The 19,047-nt window shown below is 45.3% G+C and carries 18 protein-coding genes, 1 tRNA gene and 1 other RNA gene; 8 read left to right on the plus strand and 12 right to left on the minus strand.

Annotation, left to right across the window (positions count from 1 at the left end; translation table 11 throughout):
• The first annotated feature begins 77 nt into the window (after positions 1-77).
• From HF992_RS06895 to HF992_RS06905, 3 genes are read left to right on the plus strand one after another with little or no spacing between them, the layout of a single operon-like run.
• The gene (locus HF992_RS06895; protein ID WP_168549322.1) at positions 78-1,058 is read left to right on the plus strand and encodes an NAD(P)H-dependent flavin oxidoreductase; all 981 of its coding nucleotides are present in this window, start codon (positions 78-80) and stop codon (positions 1,056-1,058) included.
• 1 nt (position 1,059) lies between these two features.
• On the plus strand, positions 1,060-2,388 hold the full coding sequence (locus HF992_RS06900; RefSeq protein WP_168549323.1) for an NtaA/DmoA family FMN-dependent monooxygenase: 1,329 nt from the start codon (positions 1,060-1,062) through the stop codon (positions 2,386-2,388).
• A complete protein-coding gene (locus HF992_RS06905) occupies positions 2,388-2,825 on the plus strand; it encodes an NADPH-dependent F420 reductase (protein WP_168549324.1) in 438 nt (145 codons plus the stop codon). Before HF992_RS06900 ends, HF992_RS06905 begins: the two co-directional genes overlap by 1 nt.
• 524 nt (positions 2,826-3,349) lie before the next feature.
• Here HF992_RS06905 and rimI read toward each other — a convergent pair.
• Both rimI and tsaB read right to left on the minus strand, forming a co-directional pair.
• The gene (gene rimI / locus HF992_RS06910; protein ID WP_168549325.1) at positions 3,350-3,754 is read right to left on the minus strand and encodes a ribosomal protein S18-alanine N-acetyltransferase; all 405 of its coding nucleotides are present in this window, start codon (positions 3,752-3,754) and stop codon (positions 3,350-3,352) included.
• Between the two features lies 1 nt (position 3,755).
• Positions 3,756-4,439: a tRNA (adenosine(37)-N6)-threonylcarbamoyltransferase complex dimerization subunit type 1 TsaB gene (gene tsaB / locus HF992_RS06915; protein ID WP_168549326.1), complete on the minus strand. Its 684-nt coding sequence runs from the start codon at positions 4,437-4,439 to the stop codon at positions 3,756-3,758.
• Between the two features lie 869 nt (positions 4,440-5,308).
• Between tsaB and HF992_RS06920 the strand changes: the two genes are divergently transcribed.
• Entirely contained in the window at positions 5,309-5,539 is a 231-nt protein-coding gene (locus tag HF992_RS06920) for an RNA polymerase epsilon subunit (protein WP_168549327.1), read from the plus strand.
• Between the two features lies 1 nt (position 5,540).
• Complete coding sequence (gene rnjA / locus HF992_RS06925; protein WP_168549328.1) at positions 5,541-7,223, plus strand: ribonuclease J1; 1,683 nt, start codon at positions 5,541-5,543, stop codon at positions 7,221-7,223.
• A gap of 460 nt (positions 7,224-7,683) precedes the next feature.
• On the opposite strand, the gene ndk is transcribed toward rnjA, so the two are convergent.
• Together ndk and HF992_RS06935 are read right to left on the minus strand one after the other, a co-directional pair.
• Positions 7,684-8,118, minus strand: coding sequence for a nucleoside-diphosphate kinase (ndk, locus tag HF992_RS06930; RefSeq protein WP_168549329.1), 435 nt, complete (start codon positions 8,116-8,118; stop codon positions 7,684-7,686).
• Between the two features lie 88 nt (positions 8,119-8,206).
• Positions 8,207-8,713, minus strand: a complete 507-nt coding sequence (locus HF992_RS06935) for a hypothetical protein (RefSeq protein WP_168549330.1) — start codon at positions 8,711-8,713, stop codon at positions 8,207-8,209.
• Between the two features lie 382 nt (positions 8,714-9,095).
• Between HF992_RS06935 and HF992_RS06940 the strand changes: the two genes are divergently transcribed.
• The 3 genes from HF992_RS06940 (at position 9,096) to HF992_RS06950 (ending at position 10,693) form a co-directional block, all read left to right on the plus strand.
• Positions 9,096-10,370: a replication-associated recombination protein A gene (locus HF992_RS06940; protein ID WP_168549331.1), complete on the plus strand. Its 1,275-nt coding sequence runs from the start codon at positions 9,096-9,098 to the stop codon at positions 10,368-10,370.
• Positions 10,371-10,425: 55 nt separating this feature from the next.
• Positions 10,426-10,621: non-coding RNA, 6S RNA (gene ssrS, locus HF992_RS06945), on the plus strand.
• Positions 10,621-10,693, plus strand: a tRNA-Lys gene (locus HF992_RS06950). Before ssrS ends, HF992_RS06950 begins: the two co-directional genes overlap by 1 nt.
• 260 nt (positions 10,694-10,953) lie before the next feature.
• Here the strand turns inward: HF992_RS06950 and HF992_RS06955 are convergent.
• The 8 genes from HF992_RS06955 to HF992_RS06990 form a co-directional block, all read right to left on the minus strand.
• On the minus strand, positions 10,954-11,232 hold the full coding sequence (locus HF992_RS06955) for a Veg family protein (protein ID WP_168549332.1): 279 nt from the start codon (positions 11,230-11,232) through the stop codon (positions 10,954-10,956).
• On the minus strand, positions 11,233-12,588 hold the full coding sequence (gene dnaB / locus HF992_RS06960) for a replicative DNA helicase (RefSeq protein WP_168549333.1): 1,356 nt from the start codon (positions 12,586-12,588) through the stop codon (positions 11,233-11,235). It lies immediately after the preceding gene.
• A 21-nt stretch (positions 12,589-12,609) separates the two neighbouring features.
• Positions 12,610-13,062: a 50S ribosomal protein L9 gene (gene rplI, locus HF992_RS06965; RefSeq protein WP_168549334.1), complete on the minus strand. Its 453-nt coding sequence runs from the start codon at positions 13,060-13,062 to the stop codon at positions 12,610-12,612.
• A gap of 9 nt (positions 13,063-13,071) precedes the next feature.
• Positions 13,072-15,042, minus strand: a complete 1,971-nt coding sequence (locus HF992_RS06970; protein WP_168549335.1) for a GGDEF domain-containing protein — start codon at positions 15,040-15,042, stop codon at positions 13,072-13,074.
• Between the two features lie 284 nt (positions 15,043-15,326).
• A complete protein-coding gene (mnmG, locus tag HF992_RS06975) occupies positions 15,327-17,234 on the minus strand; it encodes a tRNA uridine-5-carboxymethylaminomethyl(34) synthesis enzyme MnmG (RefSeq protein WP_168549336.1) in 1,908 nt (635 codons plus the stop codon).
• The gene (locus HF992_RS06980; RefSeq protein ID WP_168549337.1) at positions 17,231-17,653 is read right to left on the minus strand and encodes an NUDIX hydrolase; all 423 of its coding nucleotides are present in this window, start codon (positions 17,651-17,653) and stop codon (positions 17,231-17,233) included. Before HF992_RS06980 ends, mnmG begins: the two co-directional genes overlap by 4 nt.
• Complete coding sequence (locus tag HF992_RS06985) at positions 17,643-18,110, minus strand: NUDIX hydrolase (RefSeq protein WP_168549338.1); 468 nt, start codon at positions 18,108-18,110, stop codon at positions 17,643-17,645. The genes HF992_RS06980 and HF992_RS06985 overlap by 11 nt, the downstream gene beginning before the upstream one ends.
• On the minus strand, positions 18,100-18,564 hold the full coding sequence (locus HF992_RS06990) for an NUDIX hydrolase (RefSeq protein ID WP_168549339.1): 465 nt from the start codon (positions 18,562-18,564) through the stop codon (positions 18,100-18,102). Before HF992_RS06990 ends, HF992_RS06985 begins: the two co-directional genes overlap by 11 nt.
• Positions 18,565-19,047: the final 483 nt, after the last annotated feature.

The raw sequence follows: 19,047 nt of genomic DNA on the forward strand, positions 1-19,047 counted from the left end.
CGTATGGAAATTGTCATTTGCCTTTTATAAATGACAAGTGTACTATAAATTATATCAGAAGAAAGAGGAGAAATCAAATGACAAATCGGATTACAGACATTTTGGGGATTGAAAAACCCATCATCCAAGGCCCTCTGGCTTGGTTGACCAACGGTCAATACGCTGGCGCTGTCAGTGCCGCAGGTGGCTTGGGAGTTCTTGGTATCAGTGCAGGTCAGACCGTTGCAGCGACGACGGTGGAGGAAACCATCGAAAATATGCGACGGGAAATCCGCATTGCCCGTGAGATAACGGATAAACCGCTAGGCATCAACGTCGCTCCTGGTCATGAGTTGACCGATATTTTCACAGGCCCTATGCTTGAGCTGATGGTGGAAGAAGGAGTGCAGGTTGCAGTCATGGTCGGTGAATTTTCCGCCTTCTGGACAGCGAAATTCAAGGAAAAAGGCATCAAAGTCGTCTTTCGTGCCGGCACACCGACCGTGGAAAACACCGAGGAAGCCATTCAAGGTGGTGCGGACATCATCGTGGCAACTGGTTTTGATGAAGGGGGGACGGTTCCTGAAAAGGTCATCGGCACTTTTTCCATCGTACCGATGATTGTCGATGCTGCAAAAGGACGTGTCCCTGTCATGGCAGCTGGTGGGATTGCGGACGCTCGGACGGCCCGGGCGGCCTTTGCCCTAGGCGCAGAAGGGCTCTATGTTGGTACAGCCTTCATGATGGCTGAAGAAGCCATTTTGGCAGATAACATCAAGGAAATGGCGCTCAAAGCGACAGCTTCTGACCTGCTGCTCTACCGCACAGTACCTGCCTACTACCGCTCTTTACCGGGCGACATTCCCAACAAACTCTTGGAAATGAGCCAGGCAGGGGCAACAGAGCAAGAGATTTTCGAGGTACAGCGTGGCTACAATGGGATGCGTGATGGCATGCTCTTTGGCGACCTCAGCAAGGGCTTTGCTTCCTTTGGCCTAGGGATTTCCCTGATTGACAAGATTGAGCCAGTGGCGGTGATTATGGACAAATTGATGAGTGGCATTGAGGATTTAGTATAAGATGGCAGATAAGAAACAAATGATGATTGGCCTCGCCATGTTTGGTGCGGCAGGTTTAAATTTTCGATCGTGGTTGGACCCAGAGGTCAAACTCTCGGAGTATCCAGATCTTTCAGTCGATATTCAAGCGGCTCAGCTGGCTGAAAAAGGCAAGTTCCAGTTCATGTTCTTTGGTGATTTTCCAGGCACTAAGGCAGCGCATAACAGCGACATGCAGACCATGGGCTTGGATCCCTTGCTGATTGCCAGTATCATAGGCAGCCAGACCTCACGTATCGGTCTGGGAATCACGCGGGCGACCTCTTGGTCCAATCCCTATGAGTTGGCTAGACAGTTCAAAACGCTTGATGCGCTGACGCACGGGCGAGTAGCTTGGAATGCGGTCACAGGGGCGAACGGTGTCAGTGCCAATGCCTACGGGGTCAATCTAGCCCCCAGCTTTGACCGCTATGGCAAGGCCTATGAATTTACAGAGGCTGTGCAACAGCTCTGGGCAACATGGGGAGAGGACGCCCTTAAACTCAACCACCAGACCAAGGAATTTGCCGACTACGACCAAGTCAAACCAGTGGTCATCAAGGGTGACTATGTGCAGACAGCAGGTACTCTGCCCATCCCACCGTCCAAGCAAGGTCAGCCAGTCATTTTCCACTCGGGTGGGTCGGAAAATAGCATTGCCTACGCTGGCAAATATGCCAATGTTTTTGTCGGTGAAGTCTGGACCATCGAGCAAGGTCAAGCCATGCGCCAGGCGCTTCGCCAAGCTGCTGTGGATAATGGGCGAAACCCTGATGACATCAAATTTATCGCAGGGCTTATGCCCCTGCTAGGAGATGACAAGAAAGCCGCGCTAGAGCGCCACGCTAGCTTTATTGATGGTGAGACCTTCTTGCAACGCATCGCCCATATCGGCTATGTGCTAGGCATCCAGTTTACGCCTGCTGATATTGAGCGCCCGATTGCGCCAGAGATCTTAGATGCGGTACAGGTTACCCCTTACAGCGACCCACGTCTGGAAAATGTCCTCAAGGTGGCGCGTGAGGGCTGGACCTTGCGGGAAATCGTCTATCATTCGGTGATTGACTACCACCCTACAGCGGTCGGGAATGCTAAGGACATTGCCGACCACATGACGGCTTGGTTTGAAGCAGGAGCAGCCGATGGGTTCTGGGTCATGCCAGATGTCTATGCCGTCGATTTGCCTCGCTTTGTCGACGAAGTCGTCCCAATTCTTCAAGAACGTGGCATTTTCCATGAAGATTATGACGGTGAAACCCTGCGGGAGCACCTCGGTGTGCCTTACCAGTATGGGGTAAGGCAGGAGGATTAATGATGACCCCTACTATCAGTATTATCGGTCAAGGAAAGATGGGAAAGGCTCTAGCCAAACGCTTTAACCAAGCTGATATTCCCCTTCAAGTCCTGGGACGAGGACAGGAAGTTGTGCAAGGAAAATTTGTCTTTTTTGCAGTGCCTTATGAAGATATGATTAGTCTCATTTTCCCTAATCAAGACCATTTTGCCAATAAAATCATCATTGATATCAGCAATCCTCTCGATTATCAGACCAAGACGTCTCCCTTACCTCCAGACCAGTCTGCCAGCCTAAAACTAGCAGAACTCTTTCCAAATTTAACTTTTATCAAGGCTTTCAATACAAATTTTTCGTCTAGTCGCGTACCTGCTGGTGAGACACCGTTGGTTCTCATGGCTGGAAATCATCCGTCCGCTAAAACCTCCTTTGCTCACCTTCTTGAACAAGCTTAGTTTAAAGCTATCGATTTAGGCAAAATAGACCGTAGCCGTGATTTAGAAGCCTTTGCCCGTGTGCAACTGGCTTTATTAGAAGCGGGACAGATTGAACCCTTGCAATATTTTGCCTTATAAACATTAACCGACAAGCCAAAAGAGGCTTGTCGGTTTTGCATCAAAAAAGCAACGATCTGTCATTTGCTGCTTTTTTTTGTAAATCCCCTTCAATAGTGCCTCGTTAGGCTCCCAAATGGTATAGGAAAACAGGCATCAGAAAAACCCTAGCCTCCCCCCAAAAAAAGGGGCACAAGAAAAACACCCCTGTTGAAAGCTGCTAGAGCAGCATCAAGGAGTGTTTCTCTATAAGTAAACAGGCCTATTCACCCAATACCAAACCTGCTGTATTGAACTACCAAAGCAATCCAATCACACAGGTTACTGCCCCTAGCAAAACCTCAGTGAAGATAGCAGCAAAACAATGAACACTACCGCTTACATTGATTTGTCAGGAGACATGTGCATAGAAAAACAGACTGATTCTACCGCTTCCTTGTCATAAGGATTGCATCTTCGGTGGGATTATGGTAATAGCCTTTACGGCTACCTGCAACGACAAAACCGTGCTTCGCATAAAGTTTTTGGGCGGCTTGATTGCTAGCTCTGACTTCTAGGAAAATAGGCCGGTCCAGGTCTTTTAAGTTGGCCATGAGCTGATCAGCCAGACCTCGGCCTTGGTAGTTGGTTTTAACAGCGATGTTAGTGATTTCCAGCTCACCGACCAAGTCTTGGGTGGTCAAAAAACCGATGATTTCATCATCTGCTGTCACGATAAAACAATCCGTGTCTGGCTTGTTCAGATCCGCTTCAATCTGGGCTAAGCTCCAAGGTGACTGACCTTGGTAAACATCGCTCAAAATAGCATAAATAGCTTGGACCTTATCCATCTCAGACCCTCTTGATGTAGCTGGAGGTGTCCCCCTCTTGATTGTCTTTGAGCCAATTTTCCTCGGCTTCGACCTTTTTTAAGTAGGTCGGAACAAAGCTGTGGACAGGAACAGGCTCAGCCGTCAGAGCAGCTACCCCAATGCGATAGGCTGATGGTAGGGTTTCAAGAATCTGAGCCTGAGGCAAGGCTATCTCAATCTGGTCACGGAAGCTAGTCACCTCACCGACAAAGGTTACTGTAGCAGAACTAGATAATGTGGATAAAACCTCATTGAAATCAGCATTAACCTCTGGCTGAACTGCTCTGCCATTATCATAAAAACCAGCATAAACCGTGTTACGACGGGCATCGATGAGAGGAACCGCTAGACCCTGGACGTCTGGACACAGGGCATAAAGACTAGAGATACCAACCAAATCAATGTTTAGCGTATAGGCTAAAGTTTTTGCCGTTGCCACTGCCACCCTTAGACCCGTATAAGAACCAGGACCTTGGGCAACAGCGATCCGTTCCAGATCAGATGGCACCCAGCCAACCTGGTCCATGAGAAAATCAATGCTGGGCATGAGGCTGATGCTGTGGTTTTTCTTGATGGTCAAGGTCAGCTCACCAAGGAGTCGATCATCCTCCAAGATAGCGATAGAGAGGACCTGGTTAGATGTGTCAAAGGCTAAAATTTTCATAAGGATTGCACTCTTTCGTTTACTTTTCTACTCTTAAAAGCTCACTCCTATTTTACTAAAAAATGTGGAAAGTTGCTAGGCGTTAAAAAGTAAAAGTCATAGCCCAATTAAAAGCAAAGGGCTATGACAATAAGCAGATCAACAGGAAAGCATCTACTAGCCAATATCTTATGTTCCAAAATATTTTGCGACCAAGTATAGATAAAAAACAACCGCAAAGATAACCTGGACAATGCTTAGGAAAAATAGGAGAATCGCCAGTTTATCTTTCTCTTTAATAGATTCATATATACTTAATAACAGAAAGATAAGGACCAAAATATAGTGAAATGAAGCGATGTAGGTTCTATGCCGATCAGCAACACCTGCATAAAGGAGGTTTATGACTAACCAAATGAAAGGAATAACTTGGGAAGAAGCAACAGAATGTTTTTTACGCATATGAAACACCTCTAGTTTAGCGTTTTAAAGAAAGCGTTTTACTTTATTTGTATTATACTCCTTCTTATCAAATTAATCAAGACACGTCCAGACGTTTCCTTGCTACTTAGAGGAAGGAAGACTTCATAAGCGAACCTTATCGGCAAAAATATAAATCGTTCTCCGTATAGACAACGTGCCATATCCGTTTCCAGATTTACTAGCGTCCTTATTGTTTGATAGAGGCAACGAGTAAACTAAGACAAGATAAACCGTTTTCCATCTCTCATCCAACTTGCTCATCGGTTTGATTTTATGATATAATAAGCTTACTATTACACTTCAGGTCAATTTATTACAACCACAACTGGATAAGCTATTGTCAATCTGGATCACTAGATTGGCTACTTTCCTACAGGCTGATTTGACCATCTTTTGAAAGGAAATTTATGATCTACAAAGTATTTTACCAAGAGGAAAAAAATAACCACCCACAACGTGAAAAGACTCAAGCCATCTATGTCCAAGTTGATGCAACTAGCGAACTCGATGGCCGCATCAAGGTCCGTGACTTAGTTGAAACGAACACCGACTACCATATCGAATTTATCGAATTGCTCTCAGACAAGCATCTAGCTTACGAAAAAGAGACCGGTGCCTTCTCATTAACGGAGTTCTAATATGTCAAATATCAATCTAAAACCGCATGAAGTGGGGGTCTTTGCCATCGGCGGTCTAGGCGAAATTGGCAAGAACACCTACGGCATCGAATACCAAAACGAAATCATTATCGTTGATGCAGGAATTAAATTCCCCGAAGACGATCTGCTCGGGATTGACTATGTTATTCCAGACTATTCCTACATCGTTGAAAACATTAAGCGTGTCAAAGCCTTAGTGATCACGCACGGCCACGAAGACCACATCGGAGGCATTCCCTTCCTGCTCAAGCAGGCCAATATCCCTATCTACGCTGGTCCGTTGGCACTAGCCTTGATTCGTGGCAAACTAGAAGAGCACGGTCTCTTGCGTAATGCTAAACTCTACGAAATTAACCACAAGACCGAATTAACTTTCAAGCACTTAAGCATCACCTTCTTCCGCACGACCCACTCGATTCCAGAGCCTTTGGGGGTCGTAATTGATACCCCTCAAGGGAAAATCGTCTGCACAGGTGACTTTAAATTTGACTTTACCCCAGTAGGAGAACCGGCTGACTTGCACCGCATGGCTGCGCTTGGTGAAGAAGGCGTCCTTTGTCTCTTGTCAGATTCAACCAATGCGGAGATCCCAACCTTTACGAACTCCGAAAAAGTGGTTGGCCAATCCATCATGAAGCTGATTGAGGGCATTAGCGGACGGATCATCTTCGCCTCCTTTGCCTCTAATATCTTCCGCCTCCAGCAAGCAGCAGATGCCGCTGTCAAGACAGGGCGCAAGATTGCTGTCTTTGGACGTTCTATGGAGAAGGCCATTTTGAATGGTGTCGAACTCGGCTACATCAAGGTCCCAGAAGGAACCTTCATTGAACCTTATGAGATTAAAGATTACCCTGCTGGAGAAGTCTTAATTCTCTGCACAGGGAGTCAAGGGGAGCCGATGGCTGCTCTGGCTCGGATTGCTAACGGAACTCACAGACAAGTAACCCTGCAACCTGGCGACACCGTTATCTTCTCCTCTAGCCCAATCCCTGGCAATACCACTAGCGTTAACAAGTTGATTAACACCATCACAGAAGCCGGAGTCAGGGTTATTCACGGTAAGATTAACAATATCCATACTTCTGGACACGGGGGCCAGCAAGAGCAAAAACTCATGCTCAGCCTCATCAAACCTAAGTACTTCATGCCTGTCCATGGTGAATACCGTATGCAGAAGATTCACGCTGGTCTGGCGGTTGACACTGGCGTTCAGAAAGAGAATATCTTTATCATGGAAAATGGAGATGTTCTAGCTCTCACCAAGAATTCCGCACGTATTTCAGGACGTTTCAACGCCCAAGATATCTATGTTGACGGAAACGGTATCGGTGACATCGGTGCAGCCGTTCTTCGCGACCGCCACGATCTTTCAGAAGATGGGGTTGTCATCGCAGTAGCTACGGTTGATTTTGACCAACAGCTCATCCTAGCTGGACCTGATATTCTCAGCCGCGGTTTTGTCTATATGCGTGAATCAGGCGAATTGATTCGAGAAAGCCAACGCCTACTCTTCAATGCCATACGCGTCGCCTTGAAAAATAAAGAAGCCAATATCCAAAGTGTGAACGGTGCTATTATTAATGCCTTGCGGCCTTTCTTATCTGAAAAAACCGAACGCGAACCGATCATTATTCCAATGATTCTGACACCTGATCATTCCTAAAAGCAACTTAATCATTCTCTTGCAAAGTGAGGAAAATTCGCCTCCAAAGAAGGTGAATCCCTATCAGGACCAGTCATTTATGGCGCCTACTATTGATAGAAATCTAATACGCTGTATCATCCTTCTGTTCTATCAACGGTAGGTGCTTTTTCTATCTCACATTGATAGAGGAATCGCCTACTTTTCTTCTGATCTGTATCTTGACCTTCCAACTTTTTAGAGTCCTACCATTTAGCACCTGTATCCCAAAACGCTTGTAAACGTCTTAATGACGGACAGTGCCATCTGAAAGGCTCTTTAATAGAAAAAACCTAATGCGTTTCTCCCAAACACATTAGGTTTTTAAACGTTTTCCCTTTAAAAAAGGACTAAAGATTATAACAAGAAGTCAGTTGACATCATAGGCCTTGTGACATCAAACTTTCTCAAAATACCATTATAGCAGTGGAATAGCTATATCCTATCTGTTCGATTCAACCGCGGATTGCCCGAACCAAAGCGCGATTTCCCTTTGAGCCGCTTCCACAGAGTCTGAACCGTGAACGACATTTTTAATATTCCCATCGATTGGCGCCATGGCAAAATCTCCACGAATGGTTCCTGGTAGAGCATCAACAGGGTTAGTTGCTCCCATCATATTACGCCAACTTTTAACCACCTTAGGTCCTGAAATTACCCCAATCAGAATGGGACCGCTCATCATATAGCCCTCAATATCTTTGAAAAATGGCTTATCTGCCAAATGGCTGTAGTGTTGCTTGAGGATTTCAGGGGTCGCACACCGTAACTCTAGACGTTCTAAAATGAACCCACGTCGCTCAATCAAATGCAAAATCTCACCAATTAATCGGCGCTCTACCCCATCTGGCTTAATCATAAAAAAGGTCTGTTCCATAGCAATCCTCCAAGAGTTGTTTATCATTCTATTGTACCATGAAAGCGATATTTTAAGTGTTAGCAACTGGCAAATAAAACCCTAAAAATTATCTGTACGCCTCTCTGACCTCCACCGTAAAATAGCCCTCATCTCGTAAATCCATAAGGAGGGTTAAGACTTCATCTAGATCACTAGAGTTGAAGACATAGTCAAATCGGCTTGTTCTAGTTCCCAATTCATGGATACGAGTCAAAGTGTGGGTAAAGTGCTGATCTATTTTATCTAAATCCATATCAACATCATAACTATATCCAGCGTGAAGAGACACTATAGGTTTGTCTTCCTGATAAGCTTGCCTATTAACAGAATTTACCAGACTGTAAAGGTCATAGACCTCAGCTAAAATCCCCTCCCGGATACTGACCACATCCTCTTCGTAACTCCCAGAGCTCGTAGTAAAAGAAAACCACAGTTGATCATCAACGTCTTCTTCCCCGTAATCAAAGAGTGGATTCTTTTTTTGCTCCTCTGATAGGGGCACACGAGCATAGGAAGTGCCCGATTCATCTGTCCAGCCAGCTTTCTCATAGGCATCTGCTAAACCTAGCTCCAAGCGCTCAAATTCCTCCCTTATCAACCCTTCAATATGTACCTTTCGACTCTGAGATACGCAGGCCGTCAAGAGACATAGACTACTTAGGCATAATAAGCAAAGTTTTTTTCATACTTCCGCTCCATTTTCTCTTGCTACTCACATTTTACCACATATCAACTTGAGCACCCGCTGATAAGCCCAAAGGCAAAAAACTTGAACCGACAATGGTCTCCTTCCTTTAAAAGGCTAATAATCTCCCAAGCGGCTTTCAGTAAATAGACAAGAAAGGGACTCTTTGGGAAGTTTTGATAGCCCTTGGCCACTAAAATCGGTTTTAACTGCGCCAAGAGTTCATCTCTTGCCTATCAAATGGTATAATAAAATCAGAAAGGAAATCCTTATGCAAACTAGTCTCGCTCTCCGTATGCGTCCCCAAACCATCGATCACGTTATCGGCCAAGACCATCTGGTTGGACCTGGTAAAATCATCCGTCGCATGGTCGAAGCTAAACGTCTGTCATCTATGATCCTATATGGACCACCTGGTATCGGTAAAACCTCAATCGCAGCCGCTATCGCGGGGACAACCAAGTATGCCTTTCGCACCTTTAACGCTACCGTTGATAGCAAAAAAGATCTTCAAACCATCGCTGAAGAAGCAAAGTTTTCAGGAGGGCTAGTCCTTCTTTTAGACGAAATTCACCGGTTAGACAAGACCAAGCAAGATTTTTTACTCCCACTTTTGGAAAACGGCTTGATTACCATGATCGGGGCAACCACTGAAAACCCCTTTTTCTCCGTTACGCCCGCTATCCGCAGTCGGGTACAAATCTTTGAGCTAGAGCCGCTCACGGTCGAACAAGTCAAAAACGCTCTCCAAACAGCCTTGACAGATAGGGAGCGTGGGTTTAACTTTGAGGTAAAACTAGATGATCAAGTGCTTGATGTCATTGCTACTTCGACCAATGGGGACCTGCGTTCTGCCTATAATTCCCTAGAACTTGCTGTCCTATCAACCACACCAGACGAGACTGGGCTTCGCCATATTGACCAGGAGGCTATTCAGAATAGCCTACAGCGTTCTTACATCAGCATGGACAGAGATGGAGACGCTCACTATGATATTCTATCCGCACTCCAAAAATCTATCCGAGGAAGCGATGTAGATGCTAGCCTTCACTACGCTGCTCGCTTAATTGAAGCAGGGGATCTGCCGAGTCTGGCTCGTCGGTTGACTGTCATTGCCTACGAAGACATCGGCCTAGCCAATCCAGAAGCTCAGATTCATACCGTAACAGCTCTCGAAGCTGCCCAAAGGATTGGATTCCCAGAAGCTCGGATTCTGATCGCCAATGTCGTGATTGACTTAGCACTTTCCCCAAAATCAAACTCTGCCTATCTAGCTATGGATCAGGCGCTTTCTGACCTTCGTAGCAAAGGGTCTCTCCCTATTCCAAAACATTTACGAGATGCCCATTACGCAGGCAGTAAAGAACTAGGAAATGGTCTTCATTACAAGTACCCCCATGCCTACCCTGAAAAGTGGGTCAATCAAGACTATTTACCAGAAAAATTACGGAACACCCGTTATTTTACGCCCAATCAGACCGGTAAATACGAGCGTGCTCTAGCTGCCAATAAAGAACGGATTGACCAACTCAAGAAAGCGCCTTAAATTTTTTACAATTACCTCTTGAAATTTTTTAAAAAAGTGGTAACATATTAGATAGAGATTGCTGTGGTGTGCGAATTCATACAACAGTGTTGACCGAACAAATTTTTGTATTTATATGGGAGACAGAAGTCATCTAACAGCGCGCAGGCCGTTTCACGCGGAAGCAGCTTCAGTTGGAGCGAGTCACCCACCTGCTATTTCGTGCGGGTTCAATACAAACCATGAATCACCGGCACCAATACAGCATTTTGCCTCCTTAGCTCAGTTGGTAGAGCAGTAGACTCTTAATCTATGGGTCGCAGGTTCGAGCCCTGCAGGGGGTATCCGCTTTTACAGCACAAAAGCCTGATTTATCGGGCTTTTTTTGACCTCTTTTTTTACTTGTCCGAGGTTTTGTCCGAGTCTAGTATCGTAATAGGCTTTACAGTATCCCACTTCCAAAGACAGTCGCCAAAAACACATTTTTTAACCTACAAATACACTGATATATAGCTTGGTATCCCAGCGACAAACGGAAACGTCTTCTGTTCTATTGCTAAAAAACAAAAGTTGACAGAACTGTCAAGTTTCTGTCAACTAAGGTTTACTCTGATTCAATATAGCGGATCAGGTTTTTTTCGGTTAAAATGTCTGAATAAGTATAGGACTCGACGTAATGACGGGCTGCGTCACCTTCTGGTTTGGTTTCATCTTCATACTCAACGATGAAGAGTGACTGGTAAACCTCAATTAAGCGGCCAATTTTATTTTTCTCACGCTTTCGTCCATTTTCTAAGGTTAACTCAACCAGCTTTCCTTCATTATTTTTAATATCTTCCTTGATTTGCTTCATTTTTGCAACATCTGTAAATGCATCACTCATCTAATAGCCATCCTCTCTTCTTGATATGCTTGAAAATTTATTGTATTCTTTTAGGAAATTTAGTTTAACTGTGCCACGAGCACCCGAACGGTTTTTCTCAATAATAACTTCAACGGTATTATCTGGGATGGCATCCTCATCATCGCCCCGCTCATAGTAATCGTCTCGATAAAGGAAAGCTACAATATCCGCATCCTGCTCAATAGATCCCGATTCCCGAATATCCGAGAGTACGGGACGTTTGTCCTGCCGTTGCTCTACCCCACGTGAGAGCTGACTGAGGGCAATAACTGGCACCTTTAATTCCTTTGCCAAAATCTTTAACTGACGAGAAATTTCAGAAACCTCTTGCTGACGGTTTTCCCGCCCAGTCCCTGTAATCAACTGCAAATAGTCAATCAAGATTAAGCCAAGATTCTTTGTTTCCTGAGCCAATTTACGTGATCTGGCCCGAATCTCGGTAATCTTAATCCCTGGGGTATCATCAATATAAATGGAAGCCCTAGCTAATTGTGCCTGAGCTATTGTTACTTTTTGCCATTCTTCTTCTGTCAACTGACCAGTCCTTAGCGAATGGGAATTGATAACCCCTTCTGCAGCTAGCATCCGGTCAACCAGACTCTCCGCACCCATTTCCAGTGAGAAAATAGCGACAGTTTTATCCTGCTTAGTAGCAATGTTTTGAGCAATGTTTAAGGCAAAGGCTGTCTTACCGACAGCTGGACGAGCTGCTAAGATGATCAACTCTTCTTCATGTAAACCTGTGGTCATATGGTCAAGATCAGGATAACCTGTTGCAATCCCTGTGATATCCGATGTCTGCTGGGAACGCTTTTCCAAAGATTCAAAATTGATATTGAGGATGTCATCGATGCGCTTAAACCCACTTCTACTGGCACCTTCTCCGATATCGATTAAGGCTTTCTCCGTCCGTGCAATGATATCATCAGCACCTTCTGAGGCTTCATAGGCTAAGTTGACAGAGTCTGTCAAGCTACCTATCAATCGCCTTAGACTAGCCTTTTCAGCAACAATCTTGGCATAATATTCAGCATTGGCAGAGGTTGGCACAGCGTTGACTATCTCTACCAAGTAACTGATGCCGCCTATGTTTTGAAGATCTCCCTTATCATCCAGATAATTGCGTAAGGTCGTTGCATCAATGGCATCCCCTCGCTCCGCCAAAGCCACCATAGCTTGAAAGATCAGCTGGTGGGCATACTTAAAGAAGTCCCTAGCATCAATGTATTCACGGACGAAAACAAGTTTGCTCTCATCAATAAATATCGCACCTAGGACTGACTGTTCAGCTAAAATATCTTGCGGTTGGACCCGCAATTCATCCAGCTCTGCCATCTTCCTCTCCTTTATAAAGCCTTAGGCTTCATGCACATACAAGCGAATAACGCCACTAATCTCTTGATAGATCTTGACAGGCACATCGATCGGACCCACTGAGCGCAACGGATGATCCAGTTTAATATGACGTTTATCAAGCTTAATCCCGAATTGTTTCTCAAGTTCTTCTGCAATCTTTTTGCTGGTAATTGATCCGAAAGTCCTCCCATCGGGACCTACCTTCTCAGAAAATTTCACCACTGTCGTTTCTTGAGCCAATTGTGCCTTGATGGCTTCTGCCTCGGCAACCAATTCCGCATGGGCTTTTTCTTTTGCTTTTTCCTGACCGCGCAGTTCACCCACAGCCTGTGCGGTAGCTTCCTTGGCTAAATTTTTCTTAATCAAAAAGTTTTGGGCATAGCCAGTCGGAACTTCTTTGATCTCACCTTTTTTCCCTTTACCCTTAACATCTGCTAAAAAAATAACTTTCATGATATCCTCCTATACTTCACTCACTTCTCGACTCACTTGGTCTAGTTGACTGAGAAGTTCTTGGTAAACTTGGTCAATTGATTGGTCCGCGATTTGAGTAGCTGCTAAGCCAAAATGGCCACCACCGCCCATGTTTTCCATGATTTTTTGAACATTAATCTTACCCCGACTGCGGGCTGAGATAGCAACGCAATCTTGCGCCTTGTGGTAAACCACGAAAGATGCTTCAATATCTGACATAGACAGAAGCGTGTCCGCAGCTTTACTGGCTACAACCACATCGTAAACCTCATCAGGTTCCGCTTTGACTATGATGATATCAGGCTGAACCCGTTCACCTTTCAAAATCAACTGGTTAATGTGGCGATAATCTTCAAAATCCGTTGCTGAAATCATCTGGATCTCTAAGCTATCACTCCCACAACTGCGCAAGTAACTGGCAACATCAAATGTCCGGCTTGTTACACGAGATGAAAAATTCTTTGTATCCAGCATAATCCCAGCCATCAAAAGACTAGCCTGCAACCGACTCAGGCGCGACTTTTTCCCATTCTGGAACTGGAGAAGCTCTGTGACCAATTCACTAGCACTGCTTGCACCACTTTCAATATAACTGATCACTGCATTGCCTGGGAAGTCACTATCCCTGCGATGATGATCCACCACAATCACTTGGCTAAAGCGTCCATAGAGTTCTTCAGATAAGGTTAAACTCGTCTTTGAGTGATCGACCATTATCAAAAGTGACTGACTAGTCACCAAATTTAAGGCCTCGTCAACGCTAATCAGATTAGGCGTTTCCTCTTCCTTTAGACGTCGAATAGCACGCTCAACATCACTAGACATACCTAGTTCGTCATAAACAGCGTATGACTGAGGTAAGATATTCTGCGCAAAACACTGCATCCCAATTGTGGAACCCAGAGCATCCATATCTAAATTTCGGTGCCCAACAACAAAAACCTGATCCACAGACTTGATCTTATCTGAAATAGCAGACATCATAGCCCTAGTACGGGTTCTGGTTCGTTTTACAGTTGATGCCGAATTACCACCGAAATAAATAGGGGATTTTCCTTCAGCATTTTCTTGAATCACAACCTGGTCACCACCACGGACTTCTGCCATATTCAAATTTTGGACCGCTAACTGACCAATATCTAAATGATTATGGTCCCCAAAAGCTAAGCCCATACTAAGCGTCAAGGATAAATCTCTAGCTCTAGCCTCCGTCCGAAATTCGTCAATAACTGAGAACTTATCTTCAATCAAGCGGTCCAAGACAGCGTAGTCCGTCATCAAAAAGAAGCGGTCCATGTCAATACGACGGTAGAAAATTTGGTGTTTATCCGTAAATTCCTTGACAAAATTAGCCACAAAACTATTAATTTGACTAATATCTGAGTCAGAAATCACATCTTCTAAATCATCATAATTATCAACGCCGATAACCCCAATAACTGGCCTAAGTGCCGTCATCTCCTGGGTCGCCTTGTACTCTGAAGAAACATCAAAGAAGTAAAAAAGATGGCTCTGTGGATCGGTATGAACGATGTAACGTTTTCCTGAAAAATGGGCGTATATCCTTGATTTATCCAGACCTACAGCCATAATTTCCTTAAAACGCCCTTGATCAAAACTACCATCCTCTCGCGTAAAGATCAACTCTGCAAAAGGATTAAACCACTCGATCTCTTCATCATTCTCAGACATTTTAATAACCCCGACAGGAAGATTCTCTAACAGGGAGATCATACTATTTTCAGCTTGTTGATTAATGTACTTAATCTTCTCCAGTTCATCTGACTCATATATCTTATTTTGGTAAATGAGCAGCGCTAGAAAGACAATGACGATAAACAAACCAAGCAAAAACAAGATGGCTGGACGAGTCTCTAAATTGACAGCAAGTCCAATCAAACCTAGCAGGAGTAAACCAATTATGATAAAATGGCTAATCGTAAATCGAAACTGTTTCATTTTTTTCCTCTTAGGTGTTATTTTACCACACAATAGGGGAAAAAGCTATGTTTGCTTATTATTTTCAGAGAGACACATAAAGAAAATGTATGCCCCTTATCGTTTAAGAGCATACATTTTTCAGCTTTGTAGATTTTTTAGACAAGTTCTCTATCCTGTCCATTGATATAAGCATGAAGAGTAGCGCTAGACATTACCTAAATAGCAATTGCTCGTCCTCTTTTACTGGTTTACTAAGGTGTCTATTAAGGTTTACAGTATGTCAATTTTTTGTAAACCAATCTTTACTTGCCATTTTTCTTTGTTATTGACCGCCCTTTGCCCTCCAAATAGACCATGAGGATTGAAATGTCTGCTGGGTTGACCCCTGAAATCCGACTGGCTTGGCCGATGGTTTCTGGATTGATTTTCTTGAATTTATCACGCGCCTCTGTGGCAATAGAGTCGATGTCATCCCAGTCAATGTCAGCTGGAATCCGCTTTTCTTCCATGCGCTTCATCTTGTCCACCTGATCGAGCGCTTTAGCAATATAGCCCTCGTACTTAATCTCGGTTTCGATCAGCTCAATCACCTTACTGTCCATCGGCTCCGCCGCTTCACCGACAAACTGGGTCACCACAGCATAGTCAATCTCAGGTCGGCGCATGAAGTCCTTAGCCGTCATGGCATCGGTCAACGGCTTGAAGCCAAGGGCTTGAACCTGCTCATTAGTCTCCTTGACGGGTTTGAGCTTGATGCTGGCAAGACGTGCCATCTCACGGTCAAACTGGTCTTTCTTTTCTTGGAACATAGCCCAGCGGTCATCGGCTACCAGTCCAACTTTGCGACCAATCGGTGTCAATCGCATGTCGGCATTGTCATGGCGGAGAATGAGGCGATACTCTGCCCGTGAGGTCAAGAGACGGTAAGGCTCCAGCGTCCCCTTGGTCACGAGATCATCGATCATGACCCCGATATAGCCATCACTCCGTCCCAAAATCATCTCAGGCTTGCCCTGGACCTTGAGCGCAGCGTTAATCCCTGCTATCAAGCCCTGTCCAGCGGCTTCTTCATAACCCGATGTGCCATTGGTCTGACCTGCTGTGAAAAGACCGCTGATGGACTTGGTCTCCAAGGTCGCACGGAGCTGGTGAGGCAGAACGATATCGTACTCGATGGCATAGCCTGTCCGCATCATCTCTGCATTTTCTAAGCCCCTGATGGAGTGGAGCAGTTCTTTTTGAACATCTTCAGGTAGGCTGGTGGACAACCCTTGAACGTAGATTTCTTCCGTGTTTCGGCCTTCTGGCTCAAGGAAGAGCTGGTGCCGTTCCTTGTCGGCAAAGCGGAAAATCTTATCCTCGATGGATGGGCAGTAGCGAGGTCCGACGCCCTTGACCACACCTGAAAACATCGGGGCTCGGTGGAGGTTGTCATTGATAATCTGGTGGCTGGTCTCATTGGTATAGGTCAGCCAGCAAGGCACTTGGTCGGTCACATAGTCCTCGTCCTTGGACAGGAAGGAGAAGTGATTGGGCTTGTCATCTCCTGGCTGGATTTCGGTCACCGAGTAGTCGATAGAGGACGCCTTGATACGTGGCGGCGTCCCTGTCTTGAAGCGACCGATTTCTAGTCCTAGCTCTTTGAGGTTGTCCGCCAGCTTGACAGACGCTAAGCTATTATTTGGACCAGACGAATACTTGAGGTCTCCGATGATGATTTCCCCCCGCAGGGCTGTCCCTGTGGTGACAACGACCGCTGCTGACGAAAAGGCCTGTCCAGTGGCTGTCTTCACACCGATGACCTGCCCATTGTCCACCAAAACCTCGGCAATCTCGGACTGGCGAAGCGTGAGGTTCTCTTGGCGCTCAACGGTTTGCTTCATCAGCTGGGCGTAGAGCGCCTTGTCTGCCTGAGCACGAAGCGCACGGACAGCAGGGCCTTTGCCGGTGTTGAGCATCTTCATCTGGATATAGGACTTGTCGATGTTGCGCCCCATCTCGCCCCCCAGAGCGTCAATCTCGCGAACGACAATGCCCTTGGCAGAGCCGCCAACAGAAGGGTTGCAGGGCATAAAGGCCAGCATATCAACATTGAGGGTGGCAAGGAGGGTCTTAGCCCCCATACGGCTGGCAGCCAGACTCGCCTCGACCCCAGCGTGACCAGCCCCGATAACGATAATGTCGTATTGTTCTGTAAAGTTGTGTGTCATGGTTTTCTTTTTTCTAAAATCCTTTCTAGGTAGGGCACCAATTTTTTGGTCTGTACCTCCTCTTTTTTCAACCAAAAGAAATCAGTATGTTCTTCTGGGTCCAGCTGAATGACCGTCGGTTTTTCTGGTAAGCGAACATGATAGACCAACCGTGTAAATACCGTTTGCTTGTCCCGGTCAAATTGACTATCCTCATGAATGATGTCTAATGCCTGATTAGAAAGATCAATTCCTGTCTCCTCACGGCATTCTCTAATCGCAGCCTTTCTTGGCAGCTCACCAAACTCAACACCACCACCCGGAATGTCCCAAAATCTTGGATAGACATTGTCTTTTCCTCGCTTAATAGCAGAGCGTTGAATGATAAGTACCTCATCATCAACCGTCACGAACACATGGGCGATTAACCTAACGCTCATTTGATGTTCCCTCCCTATTCACCACATGCTTGACCTGACCGTCCCAGTTTTTTAGAGCGGTCTTGAGAAAAGCGGGCTTCACATCAATAGTATCCAACTGGTCAATAGGGAGCCATTCACAACGGCGTTGGGTGTCTCCCTCTACCAACATCCGATTAGGCTCAGAAAGCGGGGTGACAAGGTACTGAAACTCAATACGATGAACCTTTTTGTGATCCGACTCAAAATAATTTTCCACAACAAAGGCTAATTGGTCTACCTGTATGTCACAACCAAGCTCCTCACGCACCTCGCGTCGGACAGCGTCCTCAGTCGTTTCACCGACCGCAATCGCACCACCAATAGAATGATAACCACCATCTGGTGACTGACAAAGATAAATACAACCATCTCGAACAATTAAAGCGGTTGCTCTGACCCAAAAGAAGTAATCATCTTGCCTCGTTCTAAAATCCATCTTTTCCCTCCATACTGACAACATGCTTGACCTGACCGTCCAAATCTTTGAGAGCTGTTTTGAGGAAGGCAGGTCTTAAATCAATCTTGTCAAGCTTGTCAATGTCCATCCACTCACACTCACGAGGTGTTCCATTTTCCCTCAAGCTAGGACTTGGCTCAGTAACGGGTGTGACAAGGTAATGAAATTCAATGGTATGAACATTGACATCAGGTTGACAGAAGGTGGTTTCAACGACAAAGGCCAACTGATCGACACTTATTTCACAGCCAACTTCCTCACGCACCTCACGTCGGACAGCTTCTTCAGTCGTTTCACCGACAGTAATCGCACCACCAATGCAGTAATATTGTCCAGCAGGCGATTTGGCGAGATAAATCTGATTGCCCCTAACCAACAGCGCTGTTGCTCGAACGCCGAACGTCTTATGGTCTATTGTTGTTCTAAAATCCATGGGTCACCTCCAGTCGTCAGAAAAAGCCAAAGCTAGTTCATCATTGCACGCCAGAACCTACGTCACTGAAGTTAAGTTTACAAGATTGGTGGTTGCTTTTCTGGCTATCTTGGCAAAAAATCTGACAGCATACTAAGCGCATGCTAAGCATTTTTAACACTGATAGACAGGAAAACAAGTGCCAAGATGGTGAACTTGACCAGTTAGGTTCTCGAACGTACAAGACAATGAGCTTTGACTTTCATCGCATTGTTAAGGTTATTGTAGCAGAAAAGTAAGGGAGTTGTCAATGAATAGTAATTGACGGTATGAAGAAAATGAATGTATCCTTATAACTACATCCATTTTTTCAAAACATTTTCGTTGATCCCCGATTGTCAATTCGTATAAAATTTTAGCTTAAATACAGGGCATTTCACAAACAGCTATTATCCAAATAACGAAGTTTCTTCACCCGTCTATCGTGATTAGTAAAATACTCCA

Source organism: Streptococcus ovuberis, from assembly GCF_012396585.1.
Classification (GTDB): domain Bacteria; phylum Bacillota; class Bacilli; order Lactobacillales; family Streptococcaceae; genus Streptococcus; species Streptococcus ovuberis.

Excerpts from the sequence above, each read along its gene's own strand:
- HF992_RS06895 (WP_168549322.1), top strand. The coding sequence starts at position 78 with ATGACAAATCGGATTACAGACATTTTGGGGATTGAAAAACCCATCATC.
- HF992_RS06900 (WP_168549323.1), top strand. The coding sequence starts at position 1,060 with ATGGCAGATAAGAAACAAATGATGATTGGCCTCGCCATGTTTGGTGCG.
- HF992_RS06905 (WP_168549324.1), top strand. The coding sequence starts at position 2,388 with ATGATGACCCCTACTATCAGTATTATCGGTCAAGGAAAGATGGGAAAG.
- rimI (WP_168549325.1), bottom strand. The coding sequence starts at position 3,754 with ATGGATAAGGTCCAAGCTATTTATGCTATTTTGAGCGATGTTTACCAA.
- tsaB (WP_168549326.1), bottom strand. The coding sequence starts at position 4,439 with ATGAAAATTTTAGCCTTTGACACATCTAACCAGGTCCTCTCTATCGCT.
- HF992_RS06920 (WP_168549327.1), top strand. The coding sequence starts at position 5,309 with ATGATCTACAAAGTATTTTACCAAGAGGAAAAAAATAACCACCCACAA.
- rnjA (WP_168549328.1), top strand. The coding sequence starts at position 5,541 with ATGTCAAATATCAATCTAAAACCGCATGAAGTGGGGGTCTTTGCCATC.
- ndk (WP_168549329.1), bottom strand. The coding sequence starts at position 8,118 with ATGGAACAGACCTTTTTTATGATTAAGCCAGATGGGGTAGAGCGCCGA.
- HF992_RS06940 (WP_168549331.1), top strand. The coding sequence starts at position 9,096 with ATGCAAACTAGTCTCGCTCTCCGTATGCGTCCCCAAACCATCGATCAC.
- HF992_RS06955 (WP_168549332.1), bottom strand. The coding sequence starts at position 11,232 with ATGAGTGATGCATTTACAGATGTTGCAAAAATGAAGCAAATCAAGGAA.
- dnaB (WP_168549333.1), bottom strand. The coding sequence starts at position 12,588 with ATGGCAGAGCTGGATGAATTGCGGGTCCAACCGCAAGATATTTTAGCT.
- rplI (WP_168549334.1), bottom strand. The coding sequence starts at position 13,062 with ATGAAAGTTATTTTTTTAGCAGATGTTAAGGGTAAAGGGAAAAAAGGT.
- HF992_RS06970 (WP_168549335.1), bottom strand. The coding sequence starts at position 15,042 with ATGAAACAGTTTCGATTTACGATTAGCCATTTTATCATAATTGGTTTA.
- mnmG (WP_168549336.1), bottom strand. The coding sequence starts at position 17,234 with ATGACACACAACTTTACAGAACAATACGACATTATCGTTATCGGGGCT.
- HF992_RS06980 (WP_168549337.1), bottom strand. The coding sequence starts at position 17,653 with ATGAGCGTTAGGTTAATCGCCCATGTGTTCGTGACGGTTGATGATGAG.
- HF992_RS06985 (WP_168549338.1), bottom strand. The coding sequence starts at position 18,110 with ATGGATTTTAGAACGAGGCAAGATGATTACTTCTTTTGGGTCAGAGCA.
- HF992_RS06990 (WP_168549339.1), bottom strand. The coding sequence starts at position 18,564 with ATGGATTTTAGAACAACAATAGACCATAAGACGTTCGGCGTTCGAGCA.